This is a genomic window from Vibrio sp. V31_P5A7T61, from assembly GCF_009904895.1.
Classification (GTDB): domain Bacteria; phylum Pseudomonadota; class Gammaproteobacteria; order Enterobacterales; family Vibrionaceae; genus Vibrio; species Vibrio metschnikovii.
Genome location: NZ_WXWI01000073.1, coordinates 14,254 through 39,594 on the forward strand (window position 1 = coordinate 14,254; position 25,341 = coordinate 39,594).

20 protein-coding genes are annotated in these 25,341 nt (G+C 45.6%); 2 read left to right on the top strand and 18 right to left on the bottom strand.

What is annotated here, in order from left to right; translation table 11 throughout:
• Positions 1–34 precede the first annotated feature (34 nt).
• The 10 genes from CAG58_RS16030 to CAG58_RS16075 form a co-directional block, all read right to left on the bottom strand.
• The gene (locus tag CAG58_RS16030) at positions 35–1,627 is read right to left on the bottom strand and encodes a Tn7-like element transposition protein TnsE (RefSeq protein ID WP_161426244.1); all 1,593 of its coding nucleotides are present in this window, start codon (positions 1,625–1,627) and stop codon (positions 35–37) included.
• Complete coding sequence (locus CAG58_RS16035) at positions 1,585–3,132, bottom strand: TnsD family Tn7-like transposition protein (protein WP_161426245.1); 1,548 nt, start codon at positions 3,130–3,132, stop codon at positions 1,585–1,587. Before CAG58_RS16035 ends, CAG58_RS16030 begins: the two co-directional genes overlap by 43 nt.
• Positions 3,133–4,779: an AAA family ATPase gene (locus tag CAG58_RS16040; protein WP_161426246.1), complete on the bottom strand. Its 1,647-nt coding sequence runs from the start codon at positions 4,777–4,779 to the stop codon at positions 3,133–3,135.
• Complete coding sequence (locus CAG58_RS16045; RefSeq protein WP_161426247.1) at positions 4,776–6,866, bottom strand: Mu transposase C-terminal domain-containing protein; 2,091 nt, start codon at positions 6,864–6,866, stop codon at positions 4,776–4,778. The genes CAG58_RS16040 and CAG58_RS16045 overlap by 4 nt, the downstream gene beginning before the upstream one ends.
• The gene (locus tag CAG58_RS16050; RefSeq protein WP_161426248.1) at positions 6,850–7,677 is read right to left on the bottom strand and encodes a TnsA endonuclease C-terminal domain-containing protein; all 828 of its coding nucleotides are present in this window, start codon (positions 7,675–7,677) and stop codon (positions 6,850–6,852) included. The genes CAG58_RS16045 and CAG58_RS16050 overlap by 17 nt, the downstream gene beginning before the upstream one ends.
• A 93-nt stretch (positions 7,678–7,770) precedes the next feature.
• Positions 7,771–8,067 carry a hypothetical protein gene (locus tag CAG58_RS16055; protein ID WP_161426249.1) on the bottom strand — a complete coding sequence of 99 codons (297 nt, stop codon included), beginning with the start codon at positions 8,065–8,067 and terminating at the stop codon, positions 7,771–7,773.
• A gap of 82 nt (positions 8,068–8,149) precedes the next feature.
• Complete coding sequence (locus tag CAG58_RS16060; RefSeq protein WP_110168163.1) at positions 8,150–8,446, bottom strand: hypothetical protein; 297 nt, start codon at positions 8,444–8,446, stop codon at positions 8,150–8,152.
• A gap of 46 nt (positions 8,447–8,492) precedes the next feature.
• Entirely contained in the window at positions 8,493–9,197 is a 705-nt protein-coding gene (locus CAG58_RS16065) for a RipA family octameric membrane protein (RefSeq protein WP_237666034.1), read from the bottom strand.
• A 190-nt stretch (positions 9,198–9,387) separates the two neighbouring features.
• Positions 9,388–11,220 carry a glutamine--fructose-6-phosphate transaminase (isomerizing) gene (gene glmS / locus CAG58_RS16070; RefSeq protein ID WP_161425559.1) on the bottom strand — a complete coding sequence of 611 codons (1,833 nt, stop codon included), beginning with the start codon at positions 11,218–11,220 and terminating at the stop codon, positions 9,388–9,390.
• 83 nt (positions 11,221–11,303) lie between these two features.
• Positions 11,304–12,065 carry a DeoR/GlpR family DNA-binding transcription regulator gene (locus CAG58_RS16075; protein WP_161425560.1) on the bottom strand — a complete coding sequence of 254 codons (762 nt, stop codon included), beginning with the start codon at positions 12,063–12,065 and terminating at the stop codon, positions 11,304–11,306.
• 429 nt (positions 12,066–12,494) lie between these two features.
• On the opposite strand from CAG58_RS16075, the gene pykF reads away from it, so the two are divergent.
• Complete coding sequence (pykF, locus tag CAG58_RS16080; protein WP_004396037.1) at positions 12,495–13,907, top strand: pyruvate kinase PykF; 1,413 nt, start codon at positions 12,495–12,497, stop codon at positions 13,905–13,907.
• 106 nt (positions 13,908–14,013) lie between these two features.
• On the opposite strand, the gene CAG58_RS16085 is transcribed toward pykF, so the two are convergent.
• From CAG58_RS16085 to CAG58_RS16095, 3 genes are all read right to left on the bottom strand, one after another.
• Positions 14,014–15,855, bottom strand: a complete 1,842-nt coding sequence (locus tag CAG58_RS16085; protein ID WP_161425561.1) for a sensor domain-containing diguanylate cyclase — start codon at positions 15,853–15,855, stop codon at positions 14,014–14,016.
• A 127-nt stretch (positions 15,856–15,982) separates the two neighbouring features.
• Complete coding sequence (locus CAG58_RS16090) at positions 15,983–16,681, bottom strand: oxidative stress defense protein (protein ID WP_158144294.1); 699 nt, start codon at positions 16,679–16,681, stop codon at positions 15,983–15,985.
• A gap of 140 nt (positions 16,682–16,821) precedes the next feature.
• Entirely contained in the window at positions 16,822–17,718 is an 897-nt protein-coding gene (locus CAG58_RS16095) for a LysR family transcriptional regulator ArgP (protein ID WP_161425562.1), read from the bottom strand.
• 120 nt (positions 17,719–17,838) lie between these two features.
• Between CAG58_RS16095 and CAG58_RS16100 the strand changes: the two genes are divergently transcribed.
• The gene (locus tag CAG58_RS16100) at positions 17,839–18,468 is read left to right on the top strand and encodes a LysE/ArgO family amino acid transporter (protein WP_158144295.1); all 630 of its coding nucleotides are present in this window, start codon (positions 17,839–17,841) and stop codon (positions 18,466–18,468) included.
• A 77-nt stretch (positions 18,469–18,545) separates the two neighbouring features.
• On the opposite strand, the gene mscS is transcribed toward CAG58_RS16100, so the two are convergent.
• The 5 genes from mscS to CAG58_RS16125 all read right to left on the bottom strand — a co-directional run bounded on the left by mscS (position 18,546) and on the right by CAG58_RS16125 (position 25,271).
• A complete protein-coding gene (mscS, locus tag CAG58_RS16105) occupies positions 18,546–19,409 on the bottom strand; it encodes a small-conductance mechanosensitive channel MscS (protein ID WP_161429803.1) in 864 nt (287 codons plus the stop codon).
• A gap of 214 nt (positions 19,410–19,623) precedes the next feature.
• Positions 19,624–20,700 carry a class II fructose-bisphosphate aldolase gene (fbaA, locus tag CAG58_RS16110; protein ID WP_004396043.1) on the bottom strand — a complete coding sequence of 359 codons (1,077 nt, stop codon included), beginning with the start codon at positions 20,698–20,700 and terminating at the stop codon, positions 19,624–19,626.
• 152 nt (positions 20,701–20,852) lie between these two features.
• Complete coding sequence (locus CAG58_RS16115) at positions 20,853–22,016, bottom strand: phosphoglycerate kinase (RefSeq protein ID WP_040904704.1); 1,164 nt, start codon at positions 22,014–22,016, stop codon at positions 20,853–20,855.
• Positions 22,017–22,163: 147 nt separating this feature from the next.
• Entirely contained in the window at positions 22,164–23,189 is a 1,026-nt protein-coding gene (gene epd, locus CAG58_RS16120; protein ID WP_154170701.1) for an erythrose-4-phosphate dehydrogenase, read from the bottom strand.
• A 126-nt stretch (positions 23,190–23,315) separates the two neighbouring features.
• A complete protein-coding gene (locus CAG58_RS16125) occupies positions 23,316–25,271 on the bottom strand; it encodes a TonB-dependent receptor domain-containing protein (RefSeq protein WP_161425463.1) in 1,956 nt (651 codons plus the stop codon).
• Positions 25,272–25,341: the final 70 nt, after the last annotated feature.

A 25,341-nucleotide genomic window follows, 5' to 3' on the forward strand; every position in this document is an offset into this window, starting at 1 on the left:
ATATTATTTTTCTAAAAGTGACGTTATTAGTGCTTTAAGAAAACCAACTGTAAAATCTCATTGCCCAGACACCAACATCAGCCGGATCAATCTTCCCTCGATGCTTGGACTTCGGATGATTCACTCCAGAGAAATTGCCTTCACCACAGATTTCATCCAGATAACTTTTAGGCCAACGCAACGATCCTCTAACCAACTGTTTTTCCAGTTCGATTACCTGTTCCTCCAATCGTGAAGCATCTTTCAGCCTGACAATCATGGTAGACAATGACTTCTCAGCATCCGAGGTATCCACTTCGAGGATATGGTAGATCTGTGCCTGATGCGTAACTTTAATAACGGCAATGCATCGAGGATTCGCATCATCCGCCAACATATGCTTTTTACAACGCGGCAATTTGGGCAGCTTTCTTAAAGGGTAGCGTCGAACCTGACAACAATGTTCTGTTTCAAGTAAGTCGATCATCTGCAAGAAACAGGCAAACTTATTCTCATACAAATGTGCGTCATCGGTTTGGTCATCGACGATGCTCCATTCTGCTCCCGGCATCGTTCCGGTTACATCGCCGTCATTGGGAGAGAGTTCGGATGAAGCCTGACCGGGCTGTTCATCATCCAGCTTGCCGTGAGGCGTTATTTTAACTTTGGATGGTAAGCGGTTGGTCTTGAAGCCTGTTTTGAAGGACAGGTAAACCATATCAGATTCCAGAGCCATTCGGCTCACATCCAGACTGGCACTTTCCAAATCATTCAACAGGTGTTCATCGGGACGTTCTGCTGACCGGCCATAACTTCCGCCACCTTTGCCACTGACTTGTCGTTCGAAGTCCGGATGATGAAAATCAATCTCCTCCGGCATCGCTGACGGCAAGTCATCTACCCGGAGAATTTCCCAGACAAAAAAGCTATTCGTTTTTCTATCATCCCAACCGGTCACCTGCAATCGGGTTCCGGCCAAAGATGATGGCTGAAACGAAAAGTCCCAGAGCTGATATTGCCCCTGAACCCGATGCTCTTGCATCATTTGTCGGTGAATACTTTCGAAAGAATACCTAGCTTCAGGATCGATTAATATCCAGCTCAGAAACCGCCGGCATCGATCATCGTTAAACGACTCCAGCGGATAAGTTGCCGTCGGCATCACGTCGATCCGCCATTTTTCATCATCCTCTAGGACATTGAAATCAGAGGAAAGCACATCATGCTCCAAACTGATACGCGACAGATAGTTGTCGTGAAAAAACAAAACACGGGCCAGTTCGAACTGAGGCAGATAAAGCTGTTTCCCATCCGGCAGAATGATCTCAAAACACCATTGTTCCCGGTTTGCGACCGAATTCATCGCCTGAATCGCCGCACACTCGGAGAGCGGTTTTCTTTGCCACAATGTTGCATCTTCTATCGTAAACGACAGGCGTTTCCCTTTAGCAATATCATTCTGTAGCGAACTGAGCGGTTTAAAACGGCGGATCAACGGCGCACCGGTGATACTGACCGAAGGCCGCTCTGACTTCTTCGATAACGTCAGATTGATTCCCCAGTATTTATTCCGCTTTTTACGAAAGAGCGATCCGACCCCGAGCACTACCGCATCTTCGGGGATATGTTGAAATCGATATTCTCCCATAGACCTTCCGTTACTCCTTTTAGAAACCAACCTGCCAGAGGTGTTAACCGTTCTTCGCTGAGACCGGCAGAACGCAGCAACCGCCAACGCATCCAAGGGCGTTGCTGCCGGGACAAAGACAACGCCGCATTCGTCAATCGCCGAATCTGATACTCACCAACCGATTCGGTATACCCATTCAGAAACAACCTGGTACGGGGCAGTTTGTCCAAATGTTTTTCCAGCAAACTGGCCACCATTTTCGAACGATGGATGTAATACGCACGCGACAACCGGGGAACAGTTAAATCATCCCGGACATCCGGTAACAGCCTCATCAATTGGCGCACACAAACTTTATCCCGGAGTTGCCAGTCAACCCGTTGATTTACTGTTACATGGGAACGCTGGTAACGCCGGTTGATTCTGAGCAACCATGTTCGATCATGACGATACAACCACGCATACAAAGCACCACTATGGTGTTTTCTGGCCCGTTGACAGCCATCTGTCTTCAGCCGAATCAACCAGTCTTTGCGCCGTTCGCGGATATTGGCTTCTTCCTGTCGGTAAGTCGAAACAATCAATTGAGGTTTGAGCTGATACTGTTTCACCAGAACCAAGACCGATTCAGGATGAGGTTCTTCTCCCGACAACGCCGTGATCATGACCAGATGCTGTAGGAAACTGAACGACTTGCGATGTTTCCTCAGTATGGCCCGGCTCCAGGATGTATCGCTGCTCGTCAGTGCCAAACCATGCTTCTCCAGCCATTGAGGCGACCAATACCGGTTAACTCTGGCTGTTACATCCTGATGTAAAACATGGCTTCCCCGTCGGCAATCTGCCGAATGAGCCAAGTCCAGGTAAAAACAGCTCCATTGATAGCATGTCGGAGAAACCTGAGGATGAAGAGACAATAATGCTGAAGCAAATCTTGTCACGGCCTCAGATTCGGGCCGGTAGACTTCGCAGTCCCGATCCTCCGAATGAACTTCGGGTATCAAATAGGCATGTCGGTGTTGATGAAGCACCGTTCCGGAGACTCGCAAAGCAACCCCATGTTCGGGGCAGATATCTGCACCACTAACCTGCCAGAGACGTTGCCAGTAGATTTCTCCGCAATGACGGGCCTGTTCGGCAACGCACTGAGGACAATAATGAAGCGTGCGCAGTGCTTTAACTCGCGAAGCCACCAAACCGAAAGCTGCATGAATAGCACCTTTCGATGCTCCCGACATCCATCTGATCCCGGACTGCCGTTTCGATTCCTCAATGAACGGCGCATAGAGTGGAAACAGTGTGTGCCGATAGATAAGAGAGACAACATCCAAGCTTAATGCTTCAGGATAATGCGCTGCGATTTGAGCAAGACGACAAGGTAAGTCAATGGTCGCAACAACTCGCCGATCACCATAGATTTCATCCAGCAACGCTTTCGGTGATTCGATACCATAGTGAAGTCCTGCTCTTGCCAGCAGGCTATAAATCAATTCTTCAGGATAGGGACATGGCAATCCGAGCATCTACACCGCCCATTTGTCCGGATGCTGCAAATCCAGCATTAAGCCATGATCCCGCACGGTCTGATACATCGTCGCCTGATCTTTCTGAGCATATAAATAGCGTAAGTCCTGACTTTCCAACGTATGCCAATCTTTGGATTTGACCGGATTCACCTTATTTGCTTTGGGTGGTGTAGCAACCGGCTTTGGCCGCTCGTCATACCAAGCCAGAACCAACGGCATCATCTCCCGCAATGTCAGATCCGGCTTCTCCTGAAAGACTTTCTCAACCAGCGGGATCAGCAATTCGGACTGACAATCCATCTGGATCAACATCTGATAAAGTCGCATTGCCTGTTGATTCCGATTGAACGGAAGCTCGGCTTCTTCAGGCAATTGAATAATCTTACGATGTAGCGTCAGCAGCCGTTTATCGATATCTTCCACTCTCAAATCCGAATAGCGGGAAACCATTTCCGGATCACCCCGACGCATGGCATCCAGCATCGGATGAACCGGCTTTAACTCATCATTGTATACAGCCCGCAACAGCTTCACCGTAATGCGTTCCAGCCCGCTCGCGATTGCCCGGAGCTGGGCAAGCACAAACAGTTTCACCACAATATCGAGTACGCCCTGAGAGAGTTCATACCAACAGTCACGGATCTCTTCGCTCAGAACCTCATACCGCCGTTGCAACCACTGATAACGCCATAACTTATTGGTGAAAGCCTCCCACTCGCTTTTACTGTTCGGCTGCTCTGAAAATTGCGGCATCGGCTGCCAGTACAGAGAGCCGAGCCCGGTACTTCGTCTTGCCGACTGAAGCTCAACCTCAAAGATTGGCCGGGCCTTCGGTGTTCCAATCAAAACAGCCGGAACCCCGACGGTGTTGACCAGTTCGACGAAAAACTCCAGCATCTGCTCGCGCCCGCCGGAACGACGAATACTGAGCCGCTGAATTTCATCGATGACGAGAACGCCGATTGCCCGATGATTGGCAACCTGGCTCATCAATGCCAGCAACGTCGGAATACCGTGTCGCTTGAGGCCATAAGTCGATTCATAGTTGGTTCCGAGTACCCGATCAACTTCCCGGAAAAAGTTAAGACACAAGCTCTTGAGAGAGCCGTTATTCGGACATTCGATTTTCAGATAGGCAATCTGAAAGAAATTATGCTGCTCGTGATAAATCACCTGAGGATAGGTGGCAAGAATGCGGGATAACGTCGAGCTTTTGCCACTCCCAGAACATCCGATCAATGACAAACAACTGGCCGTCGAACGAGCATCCTGAAACTTGAAACTCGTCATATCACCGGACATGATCCGCTCATAGCCGTTTTGCAGATGTTTGTTGAGTGAACCGTCCTGAAGATTTCTCCCGACATAACCACGGCGGATCATAATTGAGATCCGCTCTTCCAACAGTACATGCTGCGCCAATGGCTGAAAGAAATCATCCAACAGCGAAGCAACCCTATGCGCACGTTGACGAGGTGGCAGCAACGTATTTTCCGGCGAGAAGCTCACCGTTCCCTCAAGTCCCTTTTTAAGCTGCTTCAGCTCCATCAACGGCGGTAAAGCCTCAATGAACGGATTTCCCCGATAAGATGGGTTGCCCGTATCCCGATAAACTGCCGTCACGTATTTGTCAGGTAAACTCATTCCTGATCGTCCTCATCGTCAAACAGCTCACTGACAAAGCTGGGATACTGGTAATCTTCTTCCTCGACACCCGGCAAGTAAACGACATCGGCACGTTCCCGAGGTTGACTCGGTTCAGTCGGTTTCCGGTCTTCCCTCTCACTCTCCAATTCAGCTTTTCTGTTTGGCCGGATCGCTGCAATTCGTTCAGACTTAGAAAACTCGGAAACATCCGGACTTCTTGCTTCGGCCTGCTGAATCTTGTCGATCACCCGACGTTCATGCGCCCGTTTTTTCTCATCCGAAACCACTTTTGATGTCGCCGTCACTGACTTCTGACGAGTCTGTATCTGCCAGACTTCCCAGAAAGAACAGTGAATAAATTCACGCGAACGATCAGAAAGCTTACCCACCCAGAATTCACTTTTCCCTTCCACCGGGAAAAGATAGATCTCATCGGCAATATTCGGATCGTAGGCTACCGTTACTTTCTCCGGGCGAGACGTCGCTTTGCCTCGGTGCATCCATCCGGCACTCATTGCTTCAGCACAAGTGTAATAGAGACCGAACAGGCAAATACCCAAGGGAGAAATCGTCGCTCTTGCTCGAGGCAGCAAACTCAGTCTCAACTCTCTTTCCGGCGCAGCACGCAAACGACCAGTCCGATGCTGAATTCCCCAACGCCAGAGTTCGATCGGCACCGAAGGCAAATCCACCGGTATATCGTCGGAACGGTCATACTTACTCAACACGGCAAACTGGTTGTGGTACAGAATGGAAGAGAGGATGATTTCTTTAAAGTCCGAGATGGATAGCTTTGCATCCAGACGGTAATCTCTGCCGCCCCGTTTCTTTACCGTCGTTCCTGTCACAACACCGGGAGCAAACGGCGTAAAATCGGCCTGTATGGTTTTGAAATTCCGCTCGACGATCCCTTTCGCATCGCCACGATAAGGCGGGGTATTTTCCACTCTGACCGAAAAGCTTTTCTCAAGACTTTCAATCTGACTGCCAAGCAACTCTCCCCGATCGGCAAGGATTGCATCCGGTAACCCAATGACTGGCCAGTCCTGCGCTTCAATCTCGATCCCATATTGATGACAGAGAGCAACCTTGTCCATCATTGCCGTTTGCAGTGCCTGAATCGCTGCTACATAAGACGGATTTTCAAAACCGATATACAGTCCGGCGATCAAGCGACTGAATACATCGACAACGACATAAACAACCGGGCGTCCGACAATCCAGCTCCGGTTGCTATCCGAGACCAGATAGATATCGGCAATGGTCGCATCGATTTCAAACCGGGAGCCGGGACCAAGCGCGTGTAGATTGGCCGTACCTTTAAGTGGCCGAATGTCTTTGTTGTAGATCTTCGGATGTGTCCGTTTGCGGATCATATCAACCTGAGTGAATTCCCGCTGATAGAAATACTTCATCTGCCAGTTGGTCGGAATCTCTGCTTCCGGGACATCCGGGAAATAGGTCTGATATATATCCTTGAAACGGCGGTGTGCATAGGGAAACGTGTACCCTTTGTCGTTCAGCAGATACTTTTGAATCGCTATCCGGAACAGACGCTCGGTGAACTCATCGACATTAACGCCGGCGCCAGGCATATACTTTCTGGGACGTCCGAGTTTCTTCTCCCCGGCCTGACGACGTTTCCCTTTTCCTCCCGAGTTTTTATAGTCGGGCAACAACGCATTAGCGATCTGACCACGCTGCCAGTATTGACGAATCAAACGGTACAAGGTCTGCTTGGTTGTCTTATGCTCTGCCATCACCGCATTGATCGCCTTCGCTCTCAGGTCAGACCGATAGTATGCTTCGCACTGGATAATCGGTTGAATCAAAGCATAATTCTTGTCTCGTTTAACCTGAGCGACACTGCCGTCTTCAGGAACTTCCAATGTCAGATAAACATACGGATCTTCAACCCGGAGTAATGTTTCATCCTCAATCCCCTGATAAAGCGTTTCCGTATCGACCAATACCGGAAAAGCCGATTGATCGTCGATAGAAATCCAGACCAGCTCATCTCCCAACAAGCTCAGAACCCGGAACCTTTCCCGTTCAAACTCAAGCACTTCATTGATTCGAAACATGCCGAGCTCCTATCAGGTGATTCATATTTTCAAGCTGGAGATCCTTGACGAGCAGGCGATGGAATTCCGTCGTCATATCGAAATGGAAACAGCGCTGAGAGAGAAGCTGCCTGATTTCATACAGAGACTGTCCTTCCGGAAGCCGGTAACTGACATCCAGATGCTTGCACAGATCGACAACTGTGCGGTTTGGGGACAACTCGAACTGCGCCGAATAATAAGCCGTTCTTTCCAGCAATAACTCATCGGTCAGCTCATCTCGTTGCGACGGATACAACCAGCCGATGTTTCGAACCATCACCGGTGAAATATCTTTCTCAGTGACCAGAAACCACGGGATTTTCTTCAGCACCCAGTAACGGCGTTCTATTTCCAGCTTTTCAACCACCCGAGGATCTTGCAACGCCTCGGCATATTTACCTTGAATAGCAAATTTAGGCAGTTTGGTATTGAGGCTATTGACCAGAAAATCGGAAGACATATACAGGTCAACACCGCTATCCGCCGGATGCCTGATCCCGTTTTCGTTGGCGATTTGCCGAGTCTCCGAGCGTTCCAAAGGAAACTGTTCGCGGATATCGGTAATTTGAGGGTTCCATTCGAACGTAAAGAAAATGGCGAGTTCCAGATCGGAAAAAAGGTGATGGATTCGTTGTGTCTTATGACCGAAAACGCGATGAGAACGGCCTTCGGAAGGAACATCCCGAACAGTCAGCCAAGGCTGATAATCAACACCCCGGCCACTTCCCCGGCCTTCTTTGAGCCAGCGTCCATATCGGGTTTCCGACGCCGAATATTTATTTTTTGCCATAAAAAACCGCTATCCCATGCTGATAAAATAAGCATAAGGACAACGGATTGAGTATGCAACTCTATTACTTATCTTCTGTGAAGATCGATAGCATCAACCTTCTCGGTAATATTGATGCTTTCTCTTGGAGTTATGCTTCCAGCTTTTTGCCACATCATAAACATATGCCGGATAGTCGTCCCAGGGATTGGCCAGTGCTTTCCCACGAGCGGCACGAAACTTTACCGGATAACCTTTACATTCAACCAAATGCATGAAGTAAAAGCTTTTTTCTTGTTTGGTACTAAAGTGCTTGTGAGTACCGCTTCGGATACAGGGATAAAAATGCCACAAATAGTCCGCAGATTTTCTATCAACAGCGTGTTTGTACTGCTGTTTTAATTTTTTCATATACCCTCCAGGTTTACATTACCTAGAAGGGATCCTCAGCAAAGTAGTACATCTTCTTTCCTTCGGTTTGAACGCTACAGACCTACTCGTAGTCGCAATCTGGACCACCCCATTCGTTCCCTACGGGGCCGCCGAAAGCGCCTTGTAATTTTCTCTGTTTACACCAGGCAACCGCAATTTCATCGAATACATCAGCCGGGATTTCAGCCATAAGCTTCCCGAACGCTTCCCCGTCGGCATTGGTTGTATAGTTGACTCTGAAATCAACCGGGTTTGCTATCTCAATGATCGCGGGATTATCATTATTCTTCTCAAGCGTCATTTCCTGATATAAACCAAATCCTTGCTCACTCTGATAAACCCATTCTTTGGTGCTCATGTGTTGATACTCCAACTAATCGTTTCTATTAGTGTAACATCAATATTCACTCTTTTATTTTTACATATCGGCCAATAACTATAGGATTTTGAGCTCTCTTATGAGTACGACCAAACCCAACCATTAACAAGCAGCAAATAGCAGCAAATAGCAGCAAATAGCAGCAAATAGCAGCAAAAGTAATTACCACATAGTGAGCATATTCAATAATGTCACCAGAGATAAGGAAATATTTTGATAAAATAGATTTATATAGTGAAAAACCAACGAGAGACACCCAACAAAAAAGAACAAATACTGCTACCCATTGGTTAACTTTTGAAACAGAAATACTCGCAGGACCAGTAACCCATTTGTCAAAGAACGGCATTGGCTTTGGCCTTTCAAGTAAGGTCTTATACAATGGACCAGTGATAGAATTTTCTAGTAGATCCATATGGTTTTCCCAGTTTTCCTGCCAATATTTGCTTCCTCTGCAAGACAGGAACCATGCAAATGTAAAAACAAATCCAATTGAAGCTACAACAAGCGATAAAAAATACTTACTCTCTACCTTAGTTATTTCAGAAGATAAAATTGAAAAGTACCCTGCGAAAGCAACCACAATCAATGCCCAAAAATAAGCAGCTCGTTTCCAATATAATTCAATTTCAAATTTTCGAATATCACACACCTGAGCAAAAGCAGCCTGCAATTTTCTGGAATCCGGATTACCAACATCAAACGTTTTATCATATTGTTTCTGATCCATACTTCTCCACCCAACATGAGACATGAGACATGAGACATGAGACGCACATGGTATGATGATATAAAAATGGCAGCAACCATGTCGATTACCGCCATTTCAGGATGATACTTTAATACTTAGTATGAATCTCTATTACTTAGTATGAAACTTTATTCCTCTCCTACATCAGCTCAGCATCATCGAGGCATGATTATTCGACTGTCACCGCTTTGGCGAGGTTACGTGGTTGATCAACATCCGTTCCTTTGATCAAGGCGACGTGATAAGACAACAACTGCATCGGAATCGTGTAATAGATCGGCGCAGTAATGGTACTGACAGGCGGCATAGTGATGATTTTCATCGTCGCATCTTCAGCAAAACCAGCGTCTTGATCGGCAAAGACATACAACAAACCACCACGCGCTCGCACTTCTTCGATGTTTGATTTGAGCTTTTCAAGTAAATCATTACTTGGAGCGACCACTACCACTGGCATATCAGCATCAATCAGTGCGAGTGGCCCATGTTTTAACTCACCCGCCGCATAAGCTTCTGCGTGAATGTAAGAGATTTCTTTGAGTTTTAATGACGCTTCAACGGCAATAGGGTAAAACTCACCACGGCCTAAAAATAGCGTGTGGTGTTTATCGGCAAACTCTTCGGCAATCGCTTCAATCTGTTTTTCACAGCCAAGGGCTTGCTCTATTTGTCTTGGTAGAGCATGGAGAGCTTGGACAATCTCCGTCTCTAGTACACGATCTATCACTTGCTTTTGTTTGCCCAATGCTGTGACTAACATTAATAGAGCGGCGAGCTGAGTGGTAAAGGCTTTGGTTGATGCAACACCAATTTCCGTTCCGGCACGAGTCATAAAGGCAAAATCAGACTCGCGCACTAAAGATGAACCCGCGACGTTACAAATCGTCATCGCCGCCATGTAACCTTTCTCTTTCGCAAGACGCAGTGCTGCCAGTGTATCGGCGGTTTCTCCTGATTGAGATAAGGTGATTAATAGGCTATTGGGGCGAGTAACAAATTTACGGTAGCGAAATTCAGAGGCAATTTCCACATCGCAGCTCACGCCGGATAAAGCTTCAAACCAGTAACGAGCCGTCATACCTGCGTTGTACGACGTACCACAGGCGACAATTTGGATGTGCTCAACTTGCGCTAAAATTTCCGCGGCATTGACACCAATACTCTCGGTGATCACGCTATCGTGAGTGATGCGCCCTTCCATCGTATTGATCAGCGCTGTGGGTTGCTCAAATATTTCTTTTTGCATAAAGTGGCGAAACTTACCTTTATCACCAGCATCGTGTTCAGCGTTCGACTCAATCACTTCACGCATTACCTGCTCGCCATTGGCAGTAAAAACATTCACCTCACGGCGCGTCACTTCAGCAACATCGCCCTCTTCAAGGAACATAAAACGGCGAGTCACATTGAGTAACGCCAATTGATCAGAAGCTAAGAAGTTTTCACCCACACCTAAACCAATCACAATCGGGCTGCCTGAACGAGCCACGACAACTCGGCTAGGATCGGTGCAATCGAGCACGACGGTACCGTACGCGCCTTCTAGCTGTTTAACCGTTTTTTGTACCGCTTCAAGCAAAGTGCTTGCAGAGCGACGCTCCCACTCAACCAAATGAGCAATAACTTCGGTATCGGTTTGTGATTCAAAGACATAGCCACGGTCTTGTAATACGGTTCGCAGTGATGCGTGGTTTTCAATAATGCCATTATGGACGACGATAATCGTGCCCGAGAGATGTGGATGAGCATTAATTTCTGACGGTTCACCATGAGTCGCCCAGCGAGTATGAGCAATGCCTGTACCGCCAATGACTTTTTGCTGCTCGACGGCATCCGCTAATTCTTGCACTTTTCCTAAGCGACGTACGCGAGTAAGCGTATTCTCACTATCTACCACCGCAACGCCGGCAGAATCATAGCCTCGATATTCCAAACGACGTAAACCTTCGACTAAAATTTCCGCCACATCACGCTGCGCAACTGCGCCAACAATTCCACACATCTTCACACTCCATTTATTTCGATCTTTTTTCCACCAGTAGATCGCCCGTTAACAGCCATATACTGATGAGTAGATAATCATGCTTACGCTCGAATCACTCGCACACGATGCGATTCAATTTGTTTGAGATAGGCGTCGCTGAGATCGCTGTCCGTCACTAAGACATCAATACAATCCCAAGCCAGCTCTAAGTTGGGGATTTTTCGGCCAATCTTTTCTGATTCAATCATCACGATCACTTCACGTGACACTTCCGCCATCACTTTACTTAACCCGGTTAACTCATTGAACGTGGTCGTACCGCGTTCAAGATCAACACCATCAGCGCCGATAAATAACTGATCAAAGTCGTAAGAACGCAAGACAGACTCCGCCACTTGACCCTGGAAAGATTCAGAATGGGTATCCCAAGTGCCACCGGTCATCAGTAATGTCGGCTCACTTTCTAGCTCATTGAGGGCATTGGCGACATGCAATGAGTTAGTCATAACCACCAAACCACGTTTATCGTTCAACTGCTGGATCAGTGCTGCCGTGGTACTGCCACTATCAATCACAATTCGATTATGATCTCTGATCAGCTTAGCGGCTTGTTTGGCTAGTGCCACCTTTCGAACCGAAACTTTTTCATTCAATTCATCTGTCATCACTTCTTTTGGCAAAGCGATCGCGCCACCATAACGCCTAAGTAATAGACCATTGGTTTCTAATGAGGCAAGATCCTTTCTAATCGTGACTTCTGAGGTGGAAAACTGCTGAGAAAGTGCTTCGACACTGACCTCGCCTTGTTGATTGACTAAACTGGCGATCGCGTGTCTTCGTAGCTGGGTATTTCGTTTCGACATGAGCTTTGATTTTTTAAGTTTCGATTCGAAATCAATTATAATCACTTCGAAACATTTTAGTCTATTTATTTCGATACAAAAAATTAATAATTAGCGCTAAAACCTTGTTCTAAGACAAGTCTTAAATCGTGATATTGGCAGCATTAGATGATAGAATTCGCATCCGAAAAGAAAAAAAATTACAGAACTTGACGTAAATTTTTAACCACAATGGCTATTTGTAGACGTTGTGGGTTTGTTTGTGAAATTTCACCTCAGATAAGCAGTCATAAAATGACTAAATCTGTTGAAAGACTTTCAGCTTTAGAGTGAAACAGACTCGTGAAACCTAAGAGGCAAACGGAGACGCTTGCCATTACCGAGAACACTTTAAGGCTAAGCATTACCCTTTAAATTCATCTTAAATTTATTTACCGGAGAGCACTTTCCATGAAAAAGACCAAAATCGTTTGTACGATTGGCCCTAAAACTGAATCTGTAGAAAAACTGACTGAGCTAGTCAATGCGGGCATGAACGTCATGCGTCTTAACTTCTCTCACGGTGACTTCGTTGAGCACGGTACACGTATCGCGAACTTCCGCAAGGTAATGGAAAACACCGGTAAGCAACTCGCGATTCTATTGGATACCAAAGGTCCTGAAATTCGCACCATCAAACTAGAAAATGGTGATGATGTTGATCTCGTTGCTGGTCAAGAGTTCACGTTTACTACCGATACCTCAGTTGTCGGTAACAAAGACATCGTTGCTGTAACTTACGCAGGTTTTGCTAAAGATCTTGCCGCAGGCAACACTATTTTAGTCGATGATGGCCTAATCGAAATGAAAGTGATTGCCACCACTGAGACTGAAGTGAAATGTAAAGTTCTTAACAACGGCGCACTGGGCGAGAACAAAGGCGTTAACCTACCTAACGTTTCAGTTAACCTACCAGCGCTTTCTGAAAAAGATAAAGCAGACCTTAAATTTGGTTGTGAGCAAGGCGTTGATTTCGTTGCGGCTTCTTTTATTCGTAAAGCAGACGATGTACGTGAAATTCGTGAACTGCTTACTGCCAACGGCGGCGCAGATATCCAAATTATCTCTAAAATTGAAAACCAAGAAGGCGTGGATAACTTCGACGAAATTCTTGAGCTTTCTGACGGTATCATGGTTGCTCGTGGTGACCTAGGTGTTGAGATCCCTGCTGAAGAAGTTATCTTTGCACAGAAGATGATGATCGAAAAATGTAACCGCGCACGTAAAGTGGTTATCACCGCAACGCAAATGCTTGATTCAATGATCAAGAACCCACGTCCAACGCGCGCAGAAGCTGGCGACGTAGCCAACGCGGTAATGGATGGTACAGATGCAGTGATGCTTTCTGGCGAAACAGCAAAAGGTAAATACCCTGTTGAAGCGGTCACTATCATGGCGCAAATCTGTGCTCGCACTGACCGCGTTCTACAAGCGGAGTTGGGTTCTCGTCTAGACAGCCCACGTCTACGCATTACTGAAGCCGTTTGTAAAGGTGCGGTAGATACTGCTGAGAAACTAGCAGCTCCACTTATCGTGGTCGCAACTGAAGCGGGTAAATCAGCTCGTTCAGTGCGTAAGTACTTCCCAACTGCGAACATCATTGCGGTAACAACCAACAAGAAAACGGCCGCTCAACTCGTTCTGACTAAAGGTGTAACACCTGTTGTTGTTGATGCGATTGAAAGCACCGATGATTTCTACCGTCTAGGTAAAGAGATTGCTTTAGAATCGGGTTTAGGTAAGAAAGGCGACATCGCCGTGATGGTTTCAGGTGCATTGGTTGCATCAGGTACAACCAATACCGCTTCTGTTCACGTTCTATAATCGTTGATCGATACCGAGAAAGTGATCAACTAAACGCAAAACGGGGCTGAAAAGCCCCGTTTTTTTATCTCGCTAATACCGACACCAAGATTATCTTAACCGATGATTAGCTCTCTTGACTTAAAAAAGTCGACACCTGATTGCGCCCCGACTTTTTCGCTTCATACAGAGCGATATCGGCGCACTTATAGGAACGTGTTGCATCAAGGGTTAAGTCAGTAATGCCGGCACTGACGGTCACGGATAAATGCGGTTCGGCTTCCACCGCCCCTCTTAATCGCTCAATAATCTGCTGCGCTTGCTCAATGCGGGTTGAGGGCATAATAACGGCGAACTCTTCACCACCAATTCGTGCGATAAAGTCATAACTGCGAAGGTGTTGCGTCAGTAAACGCGCCACGTCGATGATCACTCGATCGCCCTGATCGTGACCTTGTTCATCATTAACACGCTTAAAGAAATCAATATCTAATAACACCAAACAGACGGGATAAGCATCGCCCTCAGCTTGAATACGTTCCACTTGATGGGTGAGCTCTAATTCAAACTTACGTCGATTCCATAGCTGCGTCAGGCTATCTTTCTCACTTAATTCACGCAACTTATTCTCTAATTGCTTACGTTCGGTAATATCAACAATCGACGTAATATAATAACTGACTCGCCCTGACTCTATAATGCCTTGAATGCACATCAGCGTAGTCAACATGTCACCTTGCGCAGTAGCGAACTCGACTTCCCCTTGCCAATAATGCTCGTTGGTAATTCGCTCTAAGACACTTAATATAAATGGCATACCGTTATTATAAAGCAAGGTTTTCAGTCCGTTACGGCCGATCGCCCACGCTTTTGGTAACCCCGTCATACGTTCAAACTCATTATTAACCATCATGATTTGATGGTGTTTATCGGCAATCATCACCGCTGTCATGCCATTTAGTGCTGCGCGGGCAAGCTTACTTTCTATATCGCGTCGATGGTAATGCAACACCATCGATAAGGTTGGCAAAGTGAAAAGCATCACCATGAGCAATACAAATAATCCTTCTTTGATTAGGTCATTTAAATCACGTTCGGCGCGCTGTGCTAACTCTTCCGGAGTTAAATGGACAATCAAATACATCGCTTGATCATCGGTTAATGAAATAGATGTAAAGGCAATTAAATGCCCCTGTTCAAGCTGATACCCCGTATTTGCGGTCTGCATACGTTGCCACGTCAGCGGAAAACGGTGTGCGAGATTATCTTCCAGTATAAAAGGCTTCATTAACGCATGTTGTGATAACTTATGGCTCAAGACAACCCCTTGATCAGTAACGATTTCGGGTTGTAAATCGCGTTGTAAGCTATAACTGACTCGCTCTGCTAAACGCCAAAGATTAATATCCATCATGATATAGCCGTAACGCAGCCCAAATACCTTAACGGGCGTGATAAGCTGCATCGATGGAATCGGATGGTGATCATTCCATCCCCAAATACCAATTTGCTCGTCACTGAGCTGCTCAGCAAGTGCAAGTCGTTCGCTACTGGCTTGATTGTCCAGTGCATGGCTGATCACTTTGCTCGACTCTGTAGCCGAGTACATCACCCCGACATTAGCTTGGCCTTCATTATCAAAAAAGACGATTGAGTTATACCATTTTTGGTAATGAGCAACGGACGCAAACGCTTCTTCGAGTAAGCGCTGATTGTTCGGCTCAGGTGAGAAGGCGTAATCGCAGGCCGTCTGACTATGACTGAGTAGATGAATAATAGAAAAAAGCTGATCTTGGATATTGGCGTACTCTCTCACACCGTAAGAGAGTTGATGGAGTGCTTGCTGAGCGGCGTGATTAATATGATTTTGTTTAATTTTTTGATGGCGCTGAGCGTAATAGAAAACGATGATTGAGGTGGTCAAAGCGCAGGCAATGAGAAGAAAAGTAATCGCTCTAGAAAATCTCATAGCCCTAATTATATACACTCAGTCGTCTCAGAATGCGCATTATAACAGCATTTTCTTATTGCTGAACAAAAAACTAGCGCATAGCACTCAAGCGCACCCACGCAACGGAGTGCGCTTGAGGTCAAATTTAGTGGGTCAATTTATAAATCACATCGACTCGATCACGGATAACAATCGTTGAATCTTGATAGCTCTGACTCACTTCTGCGCTATCGGCCATGCTGACTGAACGCATCATCACCGGCTGAGGAGTGATTGAACTGTATTCAATACGCCATACTGGCCCCAACTTACTTTGAAACCCAGTAGCCAATGAATTGGCTTTTTGTTTAGCATCTTCAATCGCTGCCATTCTCGCTTGCTGTTGGTATTTGGCTTGTTCACTGACTTTTAGCTGAACGTTATCGACCTGATTAATGCCCAAAGCCAACGCTAAGTCTAAGTACTGATTCAAAGCACTGAGTTTTTCGACCTCAACGGTGACACTTCTCTGCGCTCGGTAGCCAACTAACTCAGGCTGTCCAGACTTTGGATAATGATATTGAGGAGTGAGATACAAATTTGAGCTGGAGATATCTTCACTTTTTACGCCAGATTGCTTAAGGCTATCAACAAAGTCCGCGACCACTTTATCCACCGTGGCTTTCGCTTGCTCAGCATTCATCGTAGTTTCAACCACCTTAACGGAAAACTGCGCTCTGTCTGGTTGAGCAATCACTTCACCATAACCAGAAGTCACGATATGAGGAAAGTTCATTTGCTGAGCTTGCGCACTCACCGCCGTAAGACTGCATAAGACTATAAGCCATTGACGTAGCGATTTCATATTACTCATCCTTTATGTTGGAAAATGTTGTGATAGATAAATCACGTTAACTCGTTATATCATCATAAACCAATATAGAGTGATTCACTTGGCATTGCTGATAAACTGACACCGTTTTAACTTATTGAACTCACTTAAACTTACTGTGGCAAATGTGTCCTCGCATAATTAACGATCCCTGTTGATAGCTGAGCTAAAATTCCCGTTTCTAATAGCCAATGATGCCAATAGATCACATTGGTTACGGTTTGCCCAGGCGTCACCTCAACCAACTCACCTTTTGCCAACTCCTCTGCAATTTGTAAACGTGGAATTAAACAATAAGCCAACCCCGCTTTTGCAAGGGCAACGAAAGCCTCAGAGCTACCGACTTTATGATTGATCAGCATTTCACTCTGCACCGCAAAGTGCTGTTTTAAAAATTGTTTATGTTGGCTATCTTGCATATCAAATGACACCGATGGGGCATGAAGCAGAGTTTGCGCATTCACACCATTCGAAAAATAGCGCGTCATAAAGCTGGGGCTAGCGACACATAAGTAATCCATTTTGCCCAAGTATTCCGCTCGACACCCCGGTAACGGTTGATCATCTAAACTGATCGCTCCCACCACTTCGCCATTCTTCATTTTTTCTATCGAACGGGATTCATCAAGAATAGAGAATTGAAAGGCGACGTTTTCTTTACTCATGATCGGCTGTAGAGCTGGAATGACCCAACTGGCTAAACTGTCAGCATTGGTAGCAATTGATAAGGTAACCGGACGTGCCGAGGTATCATTTAATAACTCTGGCATGGTTTCTTGCTCCAGCAGGAGAACCCGACGATACAAGCCAAGCAATTTTTTGCCTATCAGAGTTGGCTTCGGCGGGGCGCTACGTACCAGTGCTGGCTGCGCGATGAATTTCTCCAGTTGTTTGATACGCTGCGAAACAGCAGACTGAGAAATACACAGCTTTTCAGCCGCACGCTCAAAGCCTCCATATTGTAAAACCGCATCCAGTGCTTCTATCCATTTGTAATCTAAACCACGCATTTTTGTTCACCCTACAGAAAATAAGCCAAGCTTATTTGATATTAAAATTATTAATTATACTAATCAAATAACTCTGGGTATCTTGCGGCCATTATTTAGCATTCTATTAATGAGACAACTGTGAACTTCTGGATTTTGCTACAAGGCTTCGGACTCGGGGCAACGATGATTATCCCCATCGGAGCACAAAACGCTTACGTGTTAAACCAAGGCATTAAACGTCATCACCATCTAACCACGGCAACCATCTGTAGCGTATTAGATGTTATCTTTATCTCCTTGGGAATATTTGGCGGCGGCGCATTGCTGTCACAAAATGAAAGTTTATTGATTGCAGTTACTTTAGGTGGGATCGCCTTTTTAACTGGCTACGGCTTATTGGCATTAAAAACGGCTTTTAAACCATCGCAACAACAAGAGTCTTCCTCTGAGATCACGGCAAGAGGTAAACGAACGGTGATTCTTGGGGCATTAGCGGTCACCGTACTGAACCCGCATTTATACTTAGATACGGTGGTGATTTTAGGATCGATTGGTGGTCAATTTGAAGGTCATGATCGGCTTTCATTTGCCTTAGGAACGATGATCGCTTCCTTCGTATGGTTTTATTCATTATCGATAGGCGCAGCCAAATTAGGGCCAACCTTATCCAAACCCGCCGTCAAAAAAGGCATCGATCTGGTGATCGCGGCAATGATGTTTACCATTGCTTTTCTATTGGCGAATAACCTTCAGCAGTATTGGAACTAAAATAACAACGGAGGCAAAAACCTCCGTTGTTATTTTCTATTGTTCATCTATTTACTCAGCTCAACCAATAACGTCCGTTAGCTGATTTTATTCAAATGAACATCCATTTGTGGGAACGGAATTTCAATACCATTTTCATCGAGCGCTTCTTTAATTTTATGCGTCAACTCCCAATAAACGGGCCAGTAATCTGCACTCTCCACCCAAGGGCGAACAATAAAATTAATCGATGAATCACCGAGTTGATGCACTTCAACTCTTACCTCTGGATCTTTTAATACCCGAGGATCGCGCTCAACCACATCACGCAGTACCTGCTTGGTTTTATTCAGATCCGATTTATAAGATACGCCTATCAGTAAATCGACGCGACGTGTAGCGTGGCGTGAATAATTGACAATTGCGCCATTCACTACCGCAGAGTTAGGTAATACCACCATTTTGTTATCGGGTGTTTTTAAAATCGTCTGGAAAATATGAATCGAATCAACCGATCCAGCGGTTCCAGCCACTTCGATATAGTCACCCGATTTAAACGGACGGAAAGCAACGATTAAAACGCCAGCGGCAAAGTTGGATAAAGAGCCTTGCAGCGCTAAACCTACCGCTAAACCCGCAGCACCAATAATTGCCACGACGGAAGCAGTTTGGACTCCGATACGACTCAATGCGGCAACCAATACAATGATGAATAGTGTGTAACGTACGATGCCTTGGATAAAATCAACAACCGCCTTATCCATCTCTTTTTTCATCAACACGTTTGCTAAGCTACCCGCAATCGTTTTGACAATAATGTTACCAATAAACAAAATCAAAATAGCGGAAATAATATTCACACCGTATTGAATAAATAAATCTGAGTTATTGGTTAACCAACTATTGACCTGATGTAAGCTTTCAACGCCAGGAACTTCTATTCCCACTGACTCATTCGCCATATTGTATATCCTCTACAATCAATGATATCGATATTGTTTTTTTGATGTATACAAAGGAGTGACAACTGCCCTATGTAATATCCCACGCAAAGTATACTTATTTAAATCTCAGCAAACATAAGATTATTCTTTAAACTAGCAGATCTATTTCCTAATCACTAGCCATAAAAAAAGCCGCCCTAACAAGGACGGCTAATGACTAACTAGACACTAATTACAGTACGTTAACAGCGTTAAGGTCTGCAAAAGCTTTCTCTAGACGAGCCACCATTGAGGTTTGGCCTGCACGTAGCCATACGCGTGGATCGTAGTATTTTTTGTTTGGTGCAGCTTCACCAGTTGGGTTACCGATTTGACCTTGTAGGTAATCGTGGTTTTCCGCTTCATATTTACGGATACCATCCCATGTTGCCCACTGAGTATCAGTATCGATGTTCATTTTGATAACACCGTAGCTGATTGACTCTTTGATTTCCGCTTCAGAAGAACCAGAACCACCGTGGAAAACAAAGTTTAGAGAGTTAGCTGGAAGGCCAAATTTCTCAGAAACGTACGCTTGAGAATCACGTAGAATGGTTGGAGTCAATACCACGTTACCCGCTTGATAAACACCGTGTACGTTACCGAAAGAAGCAGCGATAGTGAAACGATGGCTGACTGCGCTTAGTTTTTCATAAGCGTAAGCCACGTCTTCTGGAGAAGTATACAGCTCAGATGAATCCATATGAGAGTTATCAACGCCGTCTTCTTCACCGCCAGTACAACCCAGTTCGATTTCGATGGTCATACCCATTTTCGCCATACGCTCTAGGTATTTCGCGCACGTTTCGACGTTTTCTTCTAAAGACTCTTCAGAAAGATCTAGCATGTGAGAAGAGAACAGAGGCTTACCTGTTTGAGCAAAGAACTCTTCGCCAGCATCAAGTAGACCATCGATCCAAGGCAGCAATTTCTTCGCAGCGTGGTCAGTGTGTAGAATCACTGGCACACCGTAAGTTTCAGCAACAGCGTGAACGTATTTTGCACCAGCTACTGCACCAAGGATTTGAGCACCTTGGCCTTCAAGTTTAACGCCTTTACCAGCAAAGAAAGCAGCGCCACCGTTAGAGAATTGCACCACGACTGGCGCTTTCACTTTGGCTGCAGCTTCTAGTACCGCGTTGATAGAGTCAGTATTAACAACGTTAACAGCAGGTAGAGCAAAGTTATGCTCTTTCGCTACTGCAAATACTTTCTGTACGTCATCACCAGAAATCACACCAGGTTTTACGAAATCGAAGATCTTAGACATGGATTTGATCCTATTTTTTCTGTCGTTTAAAAATAAAACAGTTAAGTTTACATTCTTGCAAACGTTTGCTCACAACTGGCGCTATTCTAGCAGAATAAATACCCTCGTGCAGCAAACAAGAAAGCGGGAGTTGCCCCCCGCTCTCATCGTCATTATGCTTTCGCGCGTGCTTCTAGCATTTCTACTGCTGGTAGAACTTTACCTTCAACAAATTCAAGGAAAGCACCGCCACCGGTTGAAATATAAGATACGTCAGCTTTGATACCAAACTTATCGATCGCTGCTAGCGTGTCACCGCCACCCGCTACTGAGAAACCTGCCGATTTGGCGATCGCTTCAGAGATACCTTTGGTACCGGCTTCGAAATTTTTGAATTCAAATACGCCGACTGGGCCATTCCACAAAATCGTTTTTGCGTTAGCGATGATTTCAGCCAATGCTGCGGTTGAATCTGGGCCTAGGTCGAAAATCATATCGTCATCTTGCACTTCAGAAACGTGCTTGATTTCCGCTGCGGCGTTTTCATCAAACGCTTTCGCACAAGCAACATCAGTCGCAAGAGGAATAGAGCACTCTTTCATTAACTTTTTCGCTGTATCAAGCAAGTCGGCTTCATAAAGAGACTTACCGACATTGTGACCCGCAGCGGCAATAAAAGTATTCGCGATACCACCGCCAACAACCAGTTGGTCAGCAATTTTAGAAAGGGATTCGAGTACGGTGAGTTTTGTTGATACTTTTGAACCACCAACGATAGCCACTAATGGACGCTCTGGGTTATCCATCGCTTTACCCAATGCTTCAAGTTCTGCCGCCAATAGTGGGCCAGCACAAGCGATCGGAGCGAACATACCAACGCCATGAGTCGACGCTTGAGCACGGTGAGCCGTACCAAACGCATCCATCACAAACACGTCACATAACGCTGCGTATTTTTTCGATAATTCTTCTTCGTTTTTCTTCTCGCCTTTGTTAAAGCGAACGTTTTCAAGAACGACCAATTCGCCAGCGTTCAATTCCAAACCATCAAGGTAATCTTTAGCCAGTTTAACTTCGCAATCTAACGCGTCTTTTAAGTAGTTAACGACGGGTAATAGAGAGAACTCTTCCGTGTATTCGCCTTCCGTTGGACGACCGAGGTGAGAAGTCACCATTACTTTAGCGCCAGCCGCTATGCAGTGCTGAATGGTTGGTAAAGACGCAAGAATACGTGCATCCGAAGTCACTTTGCCATCTTTCACTGGTACGTTTAGGTCAGCACGGATAAATACGCGTTTACCTGCTAGATCCAGGTCGGTCATCTTGATTACAGACATGGTTTGTCCTCTCAAATATTAATAAATAAAGTTTTTGGAAACCCGGCAACCTTGCCGAGCTTAGTTATTCTTCAAACTGGTTATTGATATGGAGACCGTCACGATGTATTTCAAGTTCAATACTCAGCCATCCCCATCATCCTGCTCCTACTCGGATGCTTGCATTGCGAGCGCCGTATCCAGCATGCGGTTCGCAAAGCCCCATTCGTTATCGCACCAAACCAACATTTTAACCAGTTGCCCGTTACTGACTCGGGTTTGTGAACCATCCACAATCGCACTGTGTGGATCATGGTTAAAATCGATGGATACCAATGGAGCTTCAGTATAGTCAACAATGCCATCTAATGTACACCGAGATGCGTGTATGATGGTTTGATTTACGTCATTAACTTTCACATTTGTATTTAATGTGACACTTAAATCCATCGCTGTGACGTTAACTGTTGGCACGCGCACTGAAATTGCCTCAAATTTGTTAGAAAATTTCGGAAAAATTCTTTCAATACCTTTATGCAATTTAGTATCAACGGGAATGATCGATTGGCTGGCTGAGCGTGTACGACGCAGATCGGTATGGTAAGCATCAATCACGGGCTGATCATTCATCGCTGAATGAATGGTGGTGATGGTACCAGAGTCAATGCCAAAGGCTTCATCCAAGACTTTTATGATCGGCACAATGCAGTTGGTGGTACAAGAGCCATTGGAAACTACGCGGTGCTCAGCAGTCAGCGTTTGGTGGTTAACACCATAAATGATGGTGTTATCGAGATCATGACTCCCGGGATGGGAAAAGAGCACTTTCTTAGCACCCGCGGTAATATGGGCTAGACCATCGGCTTTGGAACCATAGACTCCGGTACAATCGAGAACAATATCAACCCCAAGATCGCGCCAAGGCAGTAGTTTGATTTCGCTAAGATGAAGGATCCGAATCGAATCATAGACACCCGCCTCATGATGCACATAGATATGCTCTTGATCATTGGTTATTTTTTTACCAAAACGGCCATGACTCGTATCGTATTGCAGAAGGTGGGCCATCGCATCGGGTAATGCCAGTTCATTGACTGCCACTACTTTGATTTGCTGATTTTTTCCACTCTCATATATCGCTCGCAAGACATTGCGCCCGATACGCCCAAACCCATTGATCGCAACTTTAAGCATCATTCCATCGTCTTAATTGTTTTCGAGAGGAGGATAGTAACTGATAGCCTTTAAGAGCAACACCCCCACTCATCCATCGTCGATAAAAAAAGGCTCACTAAATAAAGTGAGCCCGGTATAACGCTTTTAGAAACTGATATCCGCCCCTATCCAGTAGCTGCGTCCATCCAGCACTTTGCCATGTTTATCTTGTGAAATATCGGTATCGGTGAGGTTATAGATACCAAACAGTAAACGTGTCTCTTTGTTGACTTGATAATTACCACCAATATCTAAGGTTTGGTAAGCATGGTATTTATCTCCAACAGCCCCGCCTCGCACAATCGCGTATTCACTTCCCTTATATTTAGCATGGGTCCAAAAACTGAGTTGTTCACTAGCATCCCAATCTAAATTGATCGATGCTTGATGGCGTGGAGTTCGACTTAATGGATCGCCACGATTCGCCCCACTGCGCTGCTCTGAGTCCGTAAAGGTATAGTTGGCCGATAGAGCGAGTTGTTCCATGACTGGTATTTTAAAACTGGTTTCTATCCCTTGAATCCGTGCTTTATCGACATTTTCTCGTTGCTGAATAAAATCATGCTGACTGCCTGAAGGTGAAACACATCCTCCACCGTTGCTGGCATCATCACATAGAGTGCTAATCAACACTTTATCTTTAAAGTCGGTATTAAATACACTGAGTGATGCCTGAAACCCTGTTGGTAGCTGATAGAAGATCGAAATTTCTTGGTTCAATGTTTTTTCAGGTTTGAGATCAGGGTTGCCTAAAATCACCCCATTACGACGCCCACCACCCGTCACTTGTCCCCAATCGCTAGAGACTTCACGCAACCCTGGAGCACTGAAGCCATTAGTCACACCACCTTTTACCGTCCAGTGATCACTTAATTGCCAAACAGCATAGGCACGGGGGGTAATTTCATTGCCATAATGCTGATCGCGATTAAAACGTGCTCCAAGTGTTAAGGCAAAGTCTTGTGTCATTTGCCACTCATCTTCAATGAAAAAGGCACCGCGCCAACGTTCTAATGAATTTACGCTAGGATTGTATTTGTTACCGGCATCATCCAACGATTCGTTAAAGTATTGTCCACCAACAATCACGAAATGATCGTCAAACGCACGTTGTAAACTGGCGTCAACCACTTGGTTAGTGATCGTCATTTGACGGCTTTCATTGTCTGTTTTTTCGTGACTATAGCTCAATTGGCTGGTTGCAAACTCCCAACGTCCTTCATGAGAAAGGGCATAATACGAACGTTCATAATCTCCTTGTGATGGACGTTCGGCACTTTTTTTAGAACTGTCCCGCTGTTGACGACTTTGATTAATATCGATACGAATATCTTGCGTGTCAGTCGGGGTGAGATCAAAACGGACATTGGCACTGTTCATCTCTTGTTCAGGGTAATAACCGATTTTGTCATCTTCAGCACGTCGAGAAACGGAACCAGAAAGCTGAACCCCAAGTAAACCATCAATCAAAGGACCAGCGATAGTTGCACTGGCTTGCTGGCTATCACCGGCATAACCACGATCGCGCAGTTGGCTTTCTAGACGAAGTGAACCATTCCAAGTATCCGATACTTTTTTAGTGATAATATTAATCACCCCGCCCATTGCATCAGAACCATACAACGAAGACATTGGGCCGCGTACAACCTCGATTCGTTCTATCATATTGAGTGGTGGGATCCAGCCTTGCTCGATGCCTGGTCCATCGCTGTTAGGGCGCGTTTGACGGCTGCCTTGTCTTTTTCCATCGACTAAAATCAGCGTATATTTAGCATCTAAGCCGCGAATACTAATGTCTTGACTGGCGCCGCCACCAGAAATATAAATGCCCGGTACCGAGCGCAACGCATCGGTTAAATCTCTAAATGAGCCCTTGGCCATCTCTTCGGCACTGATCACCGTGATACTGGCTGGCGCATTTCTCACCACCTGCTCAAAACCTGACGCGGTCACGACCAGTGTTTCGTCAACTTGACGCTCTTGCTGAGCACTCACTGGTACCGACGCAAATAGACCAAACGCTACGGCCAAAGCGACGCGGGTTGGATTTAATCTAGACATTCACCACTCCATAAATGATAATGATTATTAATTTCGAAGTGGAATTATTCACAATTTGAATCATTGAGAT

Excerpts from the sequence above, each read along its gene's own strand:
- CAG58_RS16075 (WP_161425560.1), bottom strand. The coding sequence starts at position 12,065 with ATGTCGAAACGAAATACCCAGCTACGAAGACACGCGATCGCCAGTTTA.
- CAG58_RS16065 (WP_237666034.1), bottom strand. The coding sequence starts at position 9,197 with ATGGATCAGAAACAATATGATAAAACGTTTGATGTTGGTAATCCGGAT.
- glmS (WP_161425559.1), bottom strand. The coding sequence starts at position 11,220 with ATGTGTGGAATTGTTGGCGCAGTTGCGCAGCGTGATGTGGCGGAAATT.
- CAG58_RS16090 (WP_158144294.1), bottom strand. The coding sequence starts at position 16,681 with ATGAAATCGCTACGTCAATGGCTTATAGTCTTATGCAGTCTTACGGCG.
- CAG58_RS16125 (WP_161425463.1), bottom strand. The coding sequence starts at position 25,271 with ATGTCTAGATTAAATCCAACCCGCGTCGCTTTGGCCGTAGCGTTTGGT.
- CAG58_RS16040 (WP_161426246.1), bottom strand. The coding sequence starts at position 4,779 with ATGAGTTTACCTGACAAATACGTGACGGCAGTTTATCGGGATACGGGC.
- CAG58_RS16055 (WP_161426249.1), bottom strand. The coding sequence starts at position 8,067 with ATGAAAAAATTAAAACAGCAGTACAAACACGCTGTTGATAGAAAATCT.
- CAG58_RS16085 (WP_161425561.1), bottom strand. The coding sequence starts at position 15,855 with ATGAGATTTTCTAGAGCGATTACTTTTCTTCTCATTGCCTGCGCTTTG.
- CAG58_RS16035 (WP_161426245.1), bottom strand. The coding sequence starts at position 3,132 with ATGCTCGGATTGCCATGTCCCTATCCTGAAGAATTGATTTATAGCCTG.
- epd (WP_154170701.1), bottom strand. The coding sequence starts at position 23,189 with ATGCTTAAAGTTGCGATCAATGGGTTTGGGCGTATCGGGCGCAATGTC.
- CAG58_RS16095 (WP_161425562.1), bottom strand. The coding sequence starts at position 17,718 with ATGCGTGGTTTAGATTACAAATGGATAGAAGCACTGGATGCGGTTTTA.
- CAG58_RS16115 (WP_040904704.1), bottom strand. The coding sequence starts at position 22,016 with ATGTCTGTAATCAAGATGACCGACCTGGATCTAGCAGGTAAACGCGTA.
- CAG58_RS16050 (WP_161426248.1), bottom strand. The coding sequence starts at position 7,677 with ATGGCAAAAAATAAATATTCGGCGTCGGAAACCCGATATGGACGCTGG.
- mscS (WP_161429803.1), bottom strand. The coding sequence starts at position 19,409 with ATGGCGAATGAGTCAGTGGGAATAGAAGTTCCTGGCGTTGAAAGCTTA.
- pykF (WP_004396037.1), top strand. The coding sequence starts at position 12,495 with ATGAAAAAGACCAAAATCGTTTGTACGATTGGCCCTAAAACTGAATCT.
- fbaA (WP_004396043.1), bottom strand. The coding sequence starts at position 20,700 with ATGTCTAAGATCTTCGATTTCGTAAAACCTGGTGTGATTTCTGGTGAT.
- CAG58_RS16060 (WP_110168163.1), bottom strand. The coding sequence starts at position 8,446 with ATGAGCACCAAAGAATGGGTTTATCAGAGTGAGCAAGGATTTGGTTTA.
- CAG58_RS16030 (WP_161426244.1), bottom strand. The coding sequence starts at position 1,627 with ATGGGAGAATATCGATTTCAACATATCCCCGAAGATGCGGTAGTGCTC.
- CAG58_RS16045 (WP_161426247.1), bottom strand. The coding sequence starts at position 6,866 with ATGTTTCGAATCAATGAAGTGCTTGAGTTTGAACGGGAAAGGTTCCGG.